Here is a 12,592-nt window from a genome sequence, read left to right on the forward strand (position 1 = left end):
CCCGGCGGCGTAGCGCTGCCGGACGTGTGAACCGACCAAAAGGATGCCGACGTGACCGACCCAGCCCCGCAAACCGAACAAGCCTCCGCCGCGCCGAGCGCCAGCCCCGTGGCGCCGCGCCAGGCGTCGTCGCGCAATGGCCGTACGCTGCCGCTGCTGGCCCTGTTGCTGGGCGCCGGCGGTCTGCTGGTGGCCGGCTGGAGCCTGTGGCAGGTGCGCAGTCTGCAGGTCGCCGCCGAGCAGCAGCAGATCCGCCTGGAGGAGGCGCGTACCCAGACCCTGGGTCTGGCCGAGCGTGACCTGGTGATGAGCCATCAGCTGTCCCGGCTGCCGTCGCCGGACGAGCTGGAGGAGCGCCGCCGCCTGCTGGCCGAGCTGCAGGCCGGCCAGCAGCAGCTGAGCGAGCGGGTCGACAACGTGCTCGGCGCCAGCCGCCAGGAGTGGCGCCTGGCCGAGGCCGAGCACCTGCTGCGCCTGGCCAGCCTGCGCCTGTCGGCGCTGCAGGATGTCGGCAGCGCGCGCTTCCTGGTCAGCGCGGCCGACCAGATCCTTCGCGATCACGACGACCCAGCGGCCTTCGCCGTGCGCGAGCGGCTGGTGGACAGTCTGGAAGCCCTGCAGGCCCTGCCGGTCATCGACCGCACCGGGCTGTTCCTGCAGCTCGGTGCCCTGGGCGAGCAGGCGGCGCGCCTGAATACCCGCCAGCCGCAGTTCCAGGCGCAGCAAGGTGGTGGTGTGCCCGCCGCGGCGCAGGTCGCCGAGGGCGATGGCGCCAGCCTGTGGGCCGACTGGTGGCAGCGCCTGAGCGGTTTCGTGCGCCTCGAATTCACCGCCAGCGACGAGGTCAAGCCGTTGCTCGCCGGACAGACCCTCGAGCAGCTGCGCATGACCCTGCGCCTGGCTCTCGAACAGGCCCAGTGGGCCGCGCTGCATGCCCAGCCGCAGGTCTACCAGGGTGCCCTGGAGCAGGGCCGTGCCGTGCTGCAGCGCTACTTCGGTCTGGACACCCCGGAAAACCAGGCGCTCTACGAGCGCCTCGGCCAGCTGGCCGGGCAGCCGGTGGCCCAGGAGCTGCCCGACCTGACCCCGGCGCTGGGCGCCCTGCAGGCCTACCTCGCACAGCGCGCGCGTGCCGAGCTGGAGGCGGCCGGCCAGGCGGTCAAGCCGGCCGCCGCGCCCGTGGAGCCTGAATCCGAGTCCTCCGAATCTGAATCCGATCCGGCGACTGGCGACGCTGCGCAGGAGGGCGGAGCATGAACCGCACCTTCCTGCTGTTCCTGCTGGCGATTCTTGCCGCTGCGCTGCTGGGCCTGGCGGTGGCCGAGCATGCCGGCTACGTGTTGATCGCCTGGAAGGGCTTTCGCTACGAATCGACCCTGTGGGTGTTTCTCGCCCTCGGGGTCGCGCTGTGGGCGCTGCTCTATGGCATCCGTCTGCTGCTCGGCCTGATGGGCGCCTCGGGGCGGCTGGTCAATCCCTGGTCGGGGCGCAACCGCGCGCGGCGGGTGCAGCTGGCCGCCCAGCGCGGGTTGCTCGAATTCGCCGCCGGACGCTGGTCGCATGCCCTGCGCCTGCTGCGCCGGGCTGCCGAGCACAGCTCGCAGCCGCTGGTGCCCTATCTGGCTGCCGCCCGTGCGGCCAGCGAGCTGGGCGAGCATGCCACCGCCGATCTGATGCTCGAGCAGGCCCGCCTGCGCGAGCCGAAGGCGGCGGTGGCGGTCGCCCTGGCCCAGGCCCAACTGCTGATGGCGCGTGGCGAGGACGAGCGGGCGGTGGCCACGTTGCAGCCGGTACGTGAGAAGCACCCGCGTCACCCCCTCGCCCTGCGCCTGCTGCAGCAGCTCCACCTGCGTCTCGGCAACTGGGCGGCGCTGTGCGAGCTGCTGCCCGACCTTCGCCGGCAGACACTGCTCAAGGACAGCGAGCTGGACGCCCTGGAGCGGCAGGCGCGCAGCGCCCTGCTGGTGCAGGCGGCGCAGAGCGGCGAGCAGCCGCTGGCGACCCTGCAGCAGGCCTGGAAACAGCTGCCGCAGGCGGTGCGGCAGACGCCGGCCCTGGTGGCCTGCTACGCCGAACAGCTGCAGCGTCTCGGCGCCGGCGGCGAAGCCGAGGATGTGCTGCGCGGTGCGCTCAAGGGCCAGTTCGACGAGCGTCTGGCCTATCTCTACGGACTGGCCGAGGGGCGCGATCCGGCCCGCCAGCTGGCCAGTGCGGAGGCCTGGCTGAAGGCGCACCCCGAGCACCCCGGCCTGCTGCTCAGCCTCGGTCGTCTGGCCCTGCGCAACCATCTGTGGGGCAAGGCGCGCGACTACTTCGAGCACAGCCTGCGCCTGGAGCGCAGTGCCGAAACCTATGGCGAACTGGCACGGCTGCTCGCCCGTCTCGGTGAGCTGGAGCGCAGCAACCGTCTGCTCCAGGAAGGCTTCGGCCTGCTCGCTCGCGATCTGCCGGTCCTGCCGCAGCCGGGGCGCTGATTGGGCCGAGGGTGACGGACGGCACGTTTCACGCGACGGTCGTCGCCTCTCGCCGGGTGGGCAGCCTTGAAAGCCTGCCCGGCTTTCCTCTACCGTAGCGGCCCTCTGTTTCCTCCCTCCGGAGCCGCCATGCCGCTGGCCAACCCCCGCCTGCTGAATTTCCTCGTCTTCCTCGCCTGTGCCGCGCTGCTGGCCTTCGGCCTGTATCTGGAGCATGCCGAGGGGCTCGAGCCCTGTCCGTTGTGCGTGGTCCAGCGCATCGAGTTCATCGGCGTCGGCCTGACCTGCCTGGTTGCCGCCATGCATGGCCCGCAGCGCCTCGGTCGGCGTCTGTATGCCGGTCTGACCCTGCTGTTCGGCGCCGCCGGCATCGCCTCGGCCGGTCGGCAGATCTGGCTGCAGGGTCTGCCGCCGGATCAACTGCCGGCCTGCCTGCCGAGTCTCGAGTACATGATGGAGGCGCTGCCGTTCCAGGACATCGTGCGTCTGATGCTGCACGGCACCGCCGACTGCGCCGAGGTGACCTGGACCCTGCTGGGCCTGAGCATCCCCGAGTGGAGCCTGCTGGCCTTCGTCGGCTTTGCCGCGGTGGCACTGCTGCAGCTGCTGCGTCGCGACTGATCCCGGCCTCAAACGGCCGTATCAAAGTTTTCCCGGCGATGGCTTGCTGGTGGCAGACAGCCGGCATAGTCTCGCCGGTACTGGCTGTAGCAGGATATTGCCCGTGGGAGGTACCCTGCCGTGGCCTGAGTCGATGCCGGGTGGCATCGTTTTCCCTTGCGCATAACAACATCGTCCAACGCGGGAAGCGAGGAATACCATGCTCGAGAACTGTCGCAATGCCCAGGAACGCTGGGGTGGGGTACATCTGCTGCTGGATCGCTGGCTGCAGTGCCGGCACCAGCTGGTCAGCGCCTTCCAGGATCTCAACAGTCGCCCGCAGACCAGCGGCCCGCTGCTGGAAGACTTCTGCGCGCAGCTGATGGACTACGTCTCCGCCGGCCATTTCGAAATCTATGAACAGCTGCTCGGCGAGGCGCGCGCCTTCGGCGACGAGCAGGCGCTGACCCTGGCGGCCAAGGTCTTTCCGCAGATCGAGGCCAGCACCGCCGTGATGCTCGACTTCAACGACCGCTGCGACAACGGCGACTGTCGCGACAGTCCCGGACTCAGCCACGAGCTGGCGCGCCTCGGTCAGCTGCTCGAACAGCGCTTCGAGCTGGAGGACTGCCTGATCGAGGTGCTGCACAACGCGCATCGCCAGGCCTCGCCTGCCTGACGGCAGAGCCGTCGCGGGGTACGGCTGCGCCGTCTGTCTGGATGCGGCGCGCCCGGGGGGCTAGTATGGGGTGACACTCATCGCCCGGAGGCGTCTTCATGGCAACCAGGAAAAAGCCGGTCCCCACTCCGCTGCACTTGCTGCAGCAACTGTCCCACAGCCTGCTCGAGCATCTGGAGCAGGCCTGCAGTCAGGCGCTGGTGGATGCCGAGAAGCTGCTGGCCAAGCTGGAGAAGCAGCGCAGCAAGGCCCAGGACAAGTTGCACAAGGCCGGCGCCCGCCTCGAGGCCGCGGCCGCCGAGGGCAAGGCCAAGGCGCAGACCCGCGCGCGGGCCAGCATCGTCGAGATCGAGGAGTTGCTGGATACCCTCAAGCAGCGCCAGGCGGAAACCCGTGACTACATCGCCGGCCTCAAGGCCGACGCCGAGCAGAGTCTGCACCTGGCCCAGGGCGTCGGCAAGGTCAAGGAAGCGGTCGGCGCGCTGCTGGCCCGCCGCGAGGTGGAGGGCACCAAGGTGGCCACCGCCAGCAAGCCACGCAGCCCGCAGACAGCCGTACCGGCCGCTGCCGCGCCGACCGTCGCGGTCAAGCCGGCACGCGCCCGGCGTGCGCCGGCAGCCAGCAAGACGGCCACTCAGTCTGCTCCTGCTCCTGCTCCTGCTCCTGCTCCTGCTGCTCCGGTCGCCGCGGCGCCGGCAGCCAGCAAGCCGGCGCGCAAGCGTGCCCCGGCGGCCGCCCCTGCCGCCGCTAAACCGGCCAGTCCGCGCAAGCCCGCTACCCCGCGCGCGCCGCGCAAACCGGCCAGTGCCGCCACGCCGGCTAGCGGGCAGGCCGCCCAGAAGCCGGTTCCTCAGAAGAAGTAGGCGAGAGCGACCCGGCCGCGTAGCGCAGCAGTTCATGGGCTGCTGCGTGCTGTGCTTGGTTGTCATCGCTGCGGCCTGGGCCCAGGCGCTCGAGCCAGTGCCCCGCGCTGTGCGCATCGGCCGGCCAGGCGCTGCTCAGCGCCTCCAAGCGTTCCAGCAGGATGCGCTCGGCCTGCAGCTCGAGGGTCGCCAGTTGCCGGCGCAGTTCGGTCAGTTCGATATCCTCCGCGGCGGCGGCCCTCCATGCCCGGCGCAGCTGGCGCAACGGGGTGCCGACCGCGGCCTGCCAAGGGGTCGCCAGCCGTTCGAGCTGCGCGATCCGCTCTGCCGTCGCGGCCACGCCGCGTCGTTCCAGCCACAGCGCGACCAGCAGCAGACAGACATCCGCACCGCGTTGGTCCTGCAATTGCAGGCAGCAATCGGCCACGCCAGGGCGGGCGTACAGGTCGACGGAAAAATCCCATAATGATTTGCTCATAGCGCTCCCCGGACGAGTGAGCCGCATGCTGATAAACTTCGCGGCTATCGAACCAGTCCCCAGATCATGATCCGACTCCAGAATCTTACCCTGCAGCGTGGCCCGCAGCGCCTGCTCGACGGCGCCGAACTGACCCTGCACCCCGGCCAGAAGGTCGGTCTCGTCGGCGCCAACGGCGCCGGCAAATCCAGCCTCTTCGCCCTGCTGCGTGGCGAGCTGCACGCCGACGGCGGAGATTGCCAGCTGCCGCCGGACTGGCGCGTGGCGCACATGCGCCAGGAGGTCGACACCCTCGAGCGCCGTGCGGTGGACTACGTGCTCGACGGCGACCAGCACCTGCGGCGCATCCAGCGCGAACTGGCCGCTGCCGAGGCGGGGCACGACGGCGCGGCCATTGCCCACCTGCACCACGAGCTGGATGCGGCAGACGGCTACAGCGCCGACGCCCGCGCGCGCAAGCTGCTGGCCGGCCTCGGTTTCCTGCCGGCGCAGATGGAGCAGGCGGTCGGCGACTTCTCCGGTGGCTGGCGCATGCGCCTCAACCTGGCCCAGGCGCTGATGTGCCCGTCCGAGCTGCTGCTGCTCGACGAGCCGACCAACCACCTCGACCTCGACGCCATCCTCTGGCTGGAAAGCTGGCTGAAAGGTTACCCCGGTACCTTGCTGCTGATCTCTCATGATCGCGATTTCCTCGATGCGGTGGTCGATCACGTGGTGCACCTCGAGCAGCAGAAGCTCAACCTCTATCGCGGCGGCTACTCGGCCTTCGAGCGCACCCGCGTCGAGCGGCTGGCCCAGCAGCAGCAGGCCTACGAGAAGCAGCAGGCGCAGCGCGCGCACATGGAAGACTTCATCCGCCGCTTCAAGGCCAAGGCCAGCAAGGCGCGCCAGGCGCAGAGCCGCATCAAGGCGCTGGAGCGCCTCGAGGAGCTGGCGCCGGCGCACATCGACTCGCCGTTCGACTTCGTGTTCCGCGAGGCCGACAAGGTTTCCAGCCCGCTGCTCGATCTGGCCGAGGGCCGCCTCGGCTACGGCGACAAGATCGTGCTCGACAAGGTCAAGCTGCAGCTGGTGCCCGGTGCGCGCATCGGCCTGCTCGGCCCCAACGGCGCCGGCAAGTCGACCCTGATCAAGACCCTGGCCGGCGAGCTGGAGCCGCTCGGCGGGCGCCTGACCCGCGGCGAGAACCTCGCGGTCGGCTACTTCGCCCAGCACCAGCTGGACTCGCTGGACCCCAAGGCCAGCCCGCTGCTGCACCTGCAGCGCATCGCCCCCGGCGAGCGCGAGCAGGTCCTGCGCGACTTCCTCGGCGGCTTCGACTTCCGCGGGCCGCGCTGCGACGAGCCGGTGCTGAATTTCTCCGGCGGCGAGAAGGCGCGCCTGGCGCTGGCGCTGATCGCCTGGCAGAAGCCCAACCTGCTGCTGCTCGACGAACCGACCAACCACCTCGATCTGGAAATGCGCCTGGCGCTGACCATGGCCCTGCAGGACTTCGAGGGCGCGGTGCTGGTGGTATCCCACGACCGTCACCTGCTGAAGAGCACCACCGACGAGTTCCTGCTGGTGGCCGACGGCCGCGTGCAGACCTTCGACGGCGATCTCGAGGACTACAGCCGCTGGCTGGTCGACTACCGTGCCCGCCAGCAGCCGGTGGTCGAGACGGCGCCGAACGCCGACAAGACCGACAAGCGCGCCCAGCGCCAGGCCGCCGCGGTGCTGCGCCAGCAGCTGGCGCCGCTCAAGCGCCAGGCCGACAAGCTGGAAAAGGACCTCGGTGGCGTGCACGAGAAGCTCGCCGCGCTGGAAGCCCGCCTGGGTGACAGCGCGCTGTACGAGGCGGCGCGCAAGGACGAGCTGCGCAGCCTGCTGGCCGAGCAGGCCACCCTCAAGCAGCGCGAGGGCGAACTGGAAGAGGCCTGGCTGCTGGCCCTCGAGCAGCTCGAGGCCCTGGAAGCCGAACTGGGCGGCACCGCGTGAAAGCCTGGCTGGCCCAGTGGCTGGGCGAGTGGAGCGAGACCCTGCTGCTCGGCGTGCAGGTGCTGCTGATCCTGCTCGCCGGCTTTGTGCTGCAACGCCTGGTGGCGCGCACCCTGAGTCGTGTCGGCCAGCGCTACCAGCAATTGCCCGCCGAGCTGCTGCTGCCGCTGCGCGGCGCCCTGCGCTGGCTGATCATGGGCAGCGCGCTGCTGCTGGCGCTGGAGCATCTGGGCGTCTCCGCCGGCGTGCTGTGGGCGGCGTTCTCCGGCTTCGTCGCGGTCGCCGCTGTGGCCTTCTTCGCCGTGTGGAGCGTGCTGTCCAACCTGTTCTGCGCCGTGCTGATCTTCACCGTCGGCCCGTTCCGCCTCGGCGACCGGGTCGAAGTCGTCGAGGCCGCCGACAAGCCCGGCGCCAAGGGCCGGGTAATCGCCATCAACCTGCTGTACACCACCCTGGAAGAGGACGCCGAGGCCGGCACCGGCGCGCTGGTGCAGATCCCCAACAGCCTGTTCTTCCAGAAGGTCGTGCGCCGCTGGCGCGGGGCCGAACATTCAACCTCAACCCCAATCCCCACCCACAACGAGACGTGAACCCTCATGGAATGGCTCTCTAACCCGGAAATCTGGGTTGCTTTCCTCACCCTGACCGCCCTGGAAATCGTCCTCGGCATCGACAACATCATCTTCATCTCGATCCTGGTCGGCCGTCTGCCCAAGGAGCAGCAGCCCAAGGCGCGCTTCTTCGGCCTGGCGCTGGCCATGGGCACGCGCATCCTGCTGCTGCTGTCGATCACCTGGGTGATGCGCCTGACCACCGACCTGTTCACCGTGCTCGAGCAGGGCGTTTCCGGTCGTGACCTGATCCTGTTCTTCGGCGGCCTGTTCCTGCTGTTCAAGAGCACCATGGAGATCTGGCACAGCCTCGAGGGCGAGGTGGACGAGGCGCAGGGTGGCAGCGCCAAGAAGGCCGGCTTCATGGGCGTGATCCTGCAGATCGCGGTGATCGACATCATCTTCTCGCTGGACTCGGTGATCACCGCCGTCGGCCTGGTGCAGAACGTGCCGGTGATGATCGCCGCCATCGTCATCTCGGTGTTCGTGATGATGCTGGCCGCCGGCACCATCAGCGACTTCATCGAGAAGCACCCGTCGCTGAAGGTCCTCGCCCTGTCGTTCCTCATCGTGGTCGGCACCCTGCTGGTGGCCGAGGCCTTCGGTCAGCATGTGCCCAAGGGCTACGTGTACTTCGCGATGATCTTCTCGCTGACCGTCGAGGCGCTCAACATCCGCATGCGCACCGCGATGAAGCGCAAGCTCAACGAGCCGGTCAAGCTGCACAAGGACCTGCCGGACTGAGTGCTGCCGGGGTAGGCTGATGCCTGCCCGCATGTATGCTGTACCCGCGCCGGCCCGTCATGGGCCGGCGTCGTCTCCACCATTCGCAACCGGAGAGTTCATCCATGGCCCTGCAAACCTGGCTTGCCTTCTTCGCCGCCTGCTGGGTGATCAGCCTGTCGCCCGGCGCCGGGGCCATCGCCTCGATGTCCAGCGGCCTCAACTACGGCTTTCGCCGCGGCTACTGGAACGCCGTAGGCCTGCAGCTGGCGCTGGCCCTGCAGATCGCCATCGTCGCCGCCGGTGTCGGCGCCATCCTCGCCACCTCGGAACTGGCCTTCGCCGTGATCAAGTGGTTCGGCGTGGTCTACCTGGCGTACCTGGGCTGGAAGCAGTGGCGCGCGCCGGTCGGCGAGCTGGCCGACGCCAGCGCGGTGCGTCCGCTGGGCCGGCCGCTGAGCCTGGTGCTGCGCGGCTTCGTGGTCAACGCCAGCAACCCCAAGGCGATCGTCTTCATCCTCGCCGTGCTGCCGCAGTTCCTCGACCCGGCGCGGCCGCTGCTGACCCAGTACCTGCTGATGGCGGCGACTATGATCGGCGTCGACCTGCTGGTGATGGCCGGCTACACCGGCCTGGCCGCGCGGGTCCTGCGCCTGCTGCGCACGCCACGCCAGCAGCGCCTGCTCAACCGCACCTTCGCCAGCCTGTTCGTCGCCGCGGCGGGGCTGCTGGCGCTGGTGCGCCGCGCGCCGACCTGAGGGGTGGGCGGCAAGGCGTCGCAGACATTCGACGGAGCATGGCTTGAGTGAGCGGCTGGGGAAGCGCAATATATTTGCCAGTCATTCTCATTTGGGATTCATTCATGCTTGTTTCCAGTCGATTCCTGCGCTGGCTGCTGCTGCCTGTACTGGCGCTGTGCAGCCTGACCGCCCTGGCCGAGCCCGAGGGCGCGGCCCAGGCCCTGCACCTGCTGAGCTATCTGGGCGCCGACTACCCGGCCACGGTGCTCGACGGCCAGGTGGTCGACAGTGGCGAATACCAGGAGCAGCTGGAGTTCCACGGAGTGCTGCAGGGGCTGGTCGCGGCCCTGCCGGCCAATGCCGGCAAGGCGGCCTTGGAGCAGGGCGTCGCCCGCCTCGGCGAGAACATCACCCGGCGCCGTGACGGCGCGGTGGTGGCTATCCAGGCCCGACAGCTGGCAGCCGACCTGGTGAGCAGCTATCGGATCAGCCTGACCCCGCGGATCACCCCCGATCCGGCGCGCGGTGCGGCGTTGTTCGCCCAGCATTGCAGCGTCTGCCATGGCGCAAGCGGGCTCGGCGACGGTCCGGCGGGGGTCGGCCTCGAGCCGCCGCCGGCGAACATGCGCGATGCCGCGCGCATGGACCGCCTGAGCCTGTATGACCTGTACAACAGCATCGGCCTGGGGGTTGAGGGGACCGACATGCCGGCCTTCGCCAGCGAGCTGGACGAGCGCGCGCGCTGGGACCTGGCCAGCCACGTCGCCGGTTTCAGCGCCAGCCCGGCAGCGACGGGCGGGGCGAGCTTCAGCCTCGAGCAACTGGCCGGGCGGACCCCGCAGCAGGTGGCTTCCGAGCAGGGGCCGGCGGCGCTGGCCGCCTTCCGCGCCCAGCGTGCGCAGCCGCCGCAGCCGCAGCGCGATGCGCAGCAACTGATCGGCTTTGCCCGCGAGACCCTGGCCCAGAGTCTCGCGGCCTACCGCGAGGGGCAGCGCGACCAGGCCTACGACCTGTCGGTGGCTGCCTACCTGGAAGGCTTCGAGCTGGTCGAGAGCGCGCTGAACAACGTCGATGGCGCGCAGCGCAAGGAAGCCGAGAAGGCCATGATGGGCTACCGCCAGGCCCTGCAGGACGGCGCGCCGGTGGAACAGGTCGAGCAATGTCTCGGCGTCGCCGACGCGGCCCTTCAGCACAGCGCCGAGCTGCTCGGTGGGGCCGCGATGTCCCGTTCGCTGAGTTTCTTCTCCAGCCTGCTGATCCTGCTGCGCGAAGGGCTGGAGGCGATCCTGGTGCTGGCGGCGATCCTCGCCTACCTGCGCAATACCGGCCAGGCGTCGGCGATGCGCAGCGTGCACGTCGGCTGGGGGCTGGCCTTGCTCGCGGGCGTGGCGACCTGGGCCCTGGCGGCCTGGGTGATCGACGTCAGTGGCGCCCAGCGCGAGTTGCTGGAGGGCTTCACGGCTCTGTTCGCCAGCGTGGTGGTGCTGTGGGTCGGGGTGTGGATGCACGACCGTCGCCATGCCGCGGCCTGGCAGGGCTACATCCAGGGCAGCCTGGTCGGCAGCGGCGGGCGCCTGGGCTTCGCCGTGCTGGCGTTCTTCTCGATCTATCGCGAGCTGTTCGAGGTCATCCTGTTCTACGAGACCCTCTGGCTGCAGGCCGGTCCGACTGGTCACGGCGTGGTGCTCGCCGGTGCGGGCGCTGCGCTGGCGCTGCTGGTCGGCCTGGCCTGGGTGATCCTGCGCGGCTCGCGCCGGCTGCCGTTGGCCACCTTCTTCAGCGTCAACGCCGTGCTGCTCTGCGTGCTTTCGGTGGTATTCGCCGGTCAGGGTGTCGCCGCGCTGCAGGAGGCCGGTGTGCTCGGCTTGCATCCGCTGCGCTTCTTCGAGTTCGAATGGCTGGGCATCCACCCCGATGCCCTCAGCCTCGGTGCTCAGGCACTGGCGTTGGCGGCCATCCTCGTCTTCTACGGGCGCAGCTGGCTGGGCTCGCGCCAGGACAGTCCGGCGGCCTGAGCCGCTGCTGGCGAAACCCGGTAGCATGCCGGGTTTCGCCAGCCGTGGAGAGTGAACGACTATGCGTGTGTGGATTGATGCCGACGCCTGCCCGCGGGCGGCGCGGGATCTGCTGGTGAAGTTTGCCCTCAAGCGCAAGTTCGAGGTGGTGCTGGTGGCCGGCCAGCCGCAGGCCAAGCCGGCGTTCGCCTGCGTGCGGCTGATCGTGGTGCCCAGCGGGCCGGATGCCGCCGACGACTATCTGGTCGAGCACGCGGTGCCCGGCGAGCTGGTGATCTGCTCGGACGTGCCGCTGGCCGACCGTCTGGTCAAGAAGGGCGTGGCGGCGCTGGATCCGCGCGGCCGCGAGTTCGAAGAGCGCAACATGGGCGAGCGCCTGGCGGTGCGCAACCTGTTCACCGACCTGCGCGAGCAGGGCCAGGTCGGCGGCGGCCAGGCGGCCTATGGCGAGAAGGACCGCCAGGCCTTCGCCAATGCGCTGGACCGCCTGCTCAACGCCCTGGCCCGGCGCAGTAGCCCGCCGTAGGGGCGATCAGGCCAGCTCGAGCACCCGGTCGACCAGCTTGTTGATCCCGCTGGCGGCCTCGGCCGGCGACTTGGCCAGCATGTAGGCCGGCGTGGTGACCAGTTTGCGCTGCGGGTCCTCGATGATGTCGTCCACCGCGCAATCGACGTGCTCGGCGCCCATGTCGGTCAGCCTGGCCGCGGTGTCCGGGTCGTGGCCGATGGTGCAGTGCACGCCGGCGCCGTAGATGCGCGCGGCCATCGCCGGGGCGATGCAGATCAGGCCGACCGGCTTGTGCGCCTCGGCGAAGCTGCGGGTGGCGGCCAGCACGTCGGGCTGCACCGCGCAGCTGGCGCCCTTGAAGGCGAAGTCGGAGAGGTTCTTCGCTGCGCCGAAGCCGCCGGGGATCACCAGGGCGTCGAAGTCGGCGGCCTTCAGTTCGCGCACGTCGCGGACCTGGCCGCGGGCAATGCGCGCCGACTCGACCAGCACGTTGCGGCTCTCGGCGCTTTCCGCCCCGGTCAGGTGGTTGATCACATGGTGCTGGGGGATGTCCGGAGCGAAGCACTGCACCTGCGCGCCGCGCTGGCTCAGGCGCAGCAGGGTGATCACGCTTTCGTGGATCTCGGCACCGTCGTAGACGCCGCAGCCGGACAGGATCACGGCAACCTTCTTGCTCATGGTGGTCACTCCTTGGTGGTCTTGCAGGCCCGCGCCGGGGCATCCGGCGCAGGCGGCAGGGGGATTTTCTCAATCCTAGCCGCAAGCGGGGCGCTGCGGCCATGCATCAGTGGCCGAGGAGGGTATCGGCGGGCTATGGTAGGGCTCTGAAGGAAGCGCCCGCGCGGCAACTGTGCACTGGGTCGCGTTGTCTCATATCCGTCATAATTTCTTCATAGACTGTCTAGCATGCCCGTCCCGGGCCTG

General features: G+C 69.6%; 13 protein-coding genes. 11 read left to right on the plus strand and 2 right to left on the minus strand.

Translation table 11 applies throughout. From position 1 onward, the window contains the following. Positions 1-51 precede the first annotated feature (51 nt). The 5 genes from BMZ19_RS16330 to BMZ19_RS16350 all read left to right on the plus strand — a co-directional run bounded on the left by BMZ19_RS16330 (position 52) and on the right by BMZ19_RS16350 (position 4,616). A complete protein-coding gene (locus BMZ19_RS16330) occupies positions 52-1,257 on the plus strand; it encodes a uroporphyrinogen-III C-methyltransferase (protein WP_090312646.1) in 1,206 nt (401 codons plus the stop codon). Further along, the gene (locus BMZ19_RS16335) at positions 1,254-2,474 is read left to right on the plus strand and encodes a heme biosynthesis HemY N-terminal domain-containing protein (protein WP_090312647.1); all 1,221 of its coding nucleotides are present in this window, start codon (positions 1,254-1,256) and stop codon (positions 2,472-2,474) included. Before BMZ19_RS16330 ends, BMZ19_RS16335 begins: the two co-directional genes overlap by 4 nt. 129 nt (positions 2,475-2,603) lie before the next feature. Further along, complete coding sequence (locus BMZ19_RS16340) at positions 2,604-3,095, plus strand: disulfide bond formation protein B (protein WP_090312648.1); 492 nt, start codon at positions 2,604-2,606, stop codon at positions 3,093-3,095. A gap of 199 nt (positions 3,096-3,294) precedes the next feature. Beyond that, positions 3,295-3,753 carry a sigma D regulator gene (gene rsd, locus BMZ19_RS16345; protein WP_090312649.1) on the plus strand — a complete coding sequence of 153 codons (459 nt, stop codon included), beginning with the start codon at positions 3,295-3,297 and terminating at the stop codon, positions 3,751-3,753. Positions 3,754-3,851: 98 nt separating this feature from the next. Continuing rightward, on the plus strand, positions 3,852-4,616 hold the full coding sequence (locus BMZ19_RS16350) for an AlgP family protein (protein ID WP_090312650.1): 765 nt from the start codon (positions 3,852-3,854) through the stop codon (positions 4,614-4,616). On the opposite strand, the gene BMZ19_RS16355 is transcribed toward BMZ19_RS16350, so the two are convergent. Next, on the minus strand, positions 4,573-5,094 hold the full coding sequence (locus BMZ19_RS16355; protein ID WP_090312727.1) for a TIGR02444 family protein: 522 nt from the start codon (positions 5,092-5,094) through the stop codon (positions 4,573-4,575). The genes BMZ19_RS16350 and BMZ19_RS16355 overlap by 44 nt on opposite strands. A 66-nt stretch (positions 5,095-5,160) precedes the next feature. On the opposite strand from BMZ19_RS16355, the gene BMZ19_RS16360 reads away from it, so the two are divergent. From BMZ19_RS16360 to BMZ19_RS16385, 6 genes are all read left to right on the plus strand, one after another. Beyond that, a complete protein-coding gene (locus BMZ19_RS16360) occupies positions 5,161-7,071 on the plus strand; it encodes an ATP-binding cassette domain-containing protein (RefSeq protein ID WP_090312651.1) in 1,911 nt (636 codons plus the stop codon). Further along, positions 7,068-7,661, plus strand: a complete 594-nt coding sequence (locus tag BMZ19_RS16365; protein WP_090312652.1) for a mechanosensitive ion channel family protein — start codon at positions 7,068-7,070, stop codon at positions 7,659-7,661. Before BMZ19_RS16360 ends, BMZ19_RS16365 begins: the two co-directional genes overlap by 4 nt. A gap of 6 nt (positions 7,662-7,667) precedes the next feature. Further along, complete coding sequence (locus tag BMZ19_RS16370; RefSeq protein WP_090312653.1) at positions 7,668-8,426, plus strand: TerC family protein; 759 nt, start codon at positions 7,668-7,670, stop codon at positions 8,424-8,426. A gap of 104 nt (positions 8,427-8,530) precedes the next feature. After that, a complete protein-coding gene (locus BMZ19_RS16375; protein WP_090312654.1) occupies positions 8,531-9,163 on the plus strand; it encodes a LysE family transporter in 633 nt (210 codons plus the stop codon). 104 nt (positions 9,164-9,267) lie between these two features. After that, on the plus strand, positions 9,268-11,160 hold the full coding sequence (locus tag BMZ19_RS16380; RefSeq protein ID WP_090312655.1) for an FTR1 family protein: 1,893 nt from the start codon (positions 9,268-9,270) through the stop codon (positions 11,158-11,160). Positions 11,161-11,221: 61 nt separating this feature from the next. Beyond that, on the plus strand, positions 11,222-11,686 hold the full coding sequence (locus BMZ19_RS16385; protein WP_090312656.1) for a YaiI/YqxD family protein: 465 nt from the start codon (positions 11,222-11,224) through the stop codon (positions 11,684-11,686). A 6-nt stretch (positions 11,687-11,692) separates the two neighbouring features. Here BMZ19_RS16385 and elbB read toward each other — a convergent pair whose 3' ends face one another. Then, on the minus strand, positions 11,693-12,346 hold the full coding sequence (gene elbB / locus BMZ19_RS16390; RefSeq protein ID WP_090312657.1) for an isoprenoid biosynthesis glyoxalase ElbB: 654 nt from the start codon (positions 12,344-12,346) through the stop codon (positions 11,693-11,695). Positions 12,347-12,592: the final 246 nt, after the last annotated feature.

This window comes from Pseudomonas linyingensis, from assembly GCF_900109175.1.
GTDB classification, from domain to species: domain Bacteria; phylum Pseudomonadota; class Gammaproteobacteria; order Pseudomonadales; family Pseudomonadaceae; genus Geopseudomonas; species Geopseudomonas linyingensis.

What these genes read in the sequence shown, in the direction of transcription:
- BMZ19_RS16360 (WP_090312651.1), top strand. Translation starts at nt 5,161, where the DNA reads ATGATCCGACTCCAGAATCTTACCCTGCAGCGTGGCCCGCAGCGCCTG.
- BMZ19_RS16370 (WP_090312653.1), top strand. Translation starts at nt 7,668, where the DNA reads ATGGAATGGCTCTCTAACCCGGAAATCTGGGTTGCTTTCCTCACCCTG.
- BMZ19_RS16375 (WP_090312654.1), top strand. Translation starts at nt 8,531, where the DNA reads ATGGCCCTGCAAACCTGGCTTGCCTTCTTCGCCGCCTGCTGGGTGATC.
- BMZ19_RS16340 (WP_090312648.1), top strand. Translation starts at nt 2,604, where the DNA reads ATGCCGCTGGCCAACCCCCGCCTGCTGAATTTCCTCGTCTTCCTCGCC.
- BMZ19_RS16335 (WP_090312647.1), top strand. Translation starts at nt 1,254, where the DNA reads ATGAACCGCACCTTCCTGCTGTTCCTGCTGGCGATTCTTGCCGCTGCG.
- BMZ19_RS16380 (WP_090312655.1), top strand. Translation starts at nt 9,268, where the DNA reads ATGCTTGTTTCCAGTCGATTCCTGCGCTGGCTGCTGCTGCCTGTACTG.
- rsd (WP_090312649.1), top strand. Translation starts at nt 3,295, where the DNA reads ATGCTCGAGAACTGTCGCAATGCCCAGGAACGCTGGGGTGGGGTACAT.
- elbB (WP_090312657.1), bottom strand. Translation starts at nt 12,346, where the DNA reads ATGAGCAAGAAGGTTGCCGTGATCCTGTCCGGCTGCGGCGTCTACGAC.
- BMZ19_RS16385 (WP_090312656.1), top strand. Translation starts at nt 11,222, where the DNA reads ATGCGTGTGTGGATTGATGCCGACGCCTGCCCGCGGGCGGCGCGGGAT.
- BMZ19_RS16355 (WP_090312727.1), bottom strand. Translation starts at nt 5,094, where the DNA reads ATGAGCAAATCATTATGGGATTTTTCCGTCGACCTGTACGCCCGCCCT.
- BMZ19_RS16350 (WP_090312650.1), top strand. Translation starts at nt 3,852, where the DNA reads ATGGCAACCAGGAAAAAGCCGGTCCCCACTCCGCTGCACTTGCTGCAG.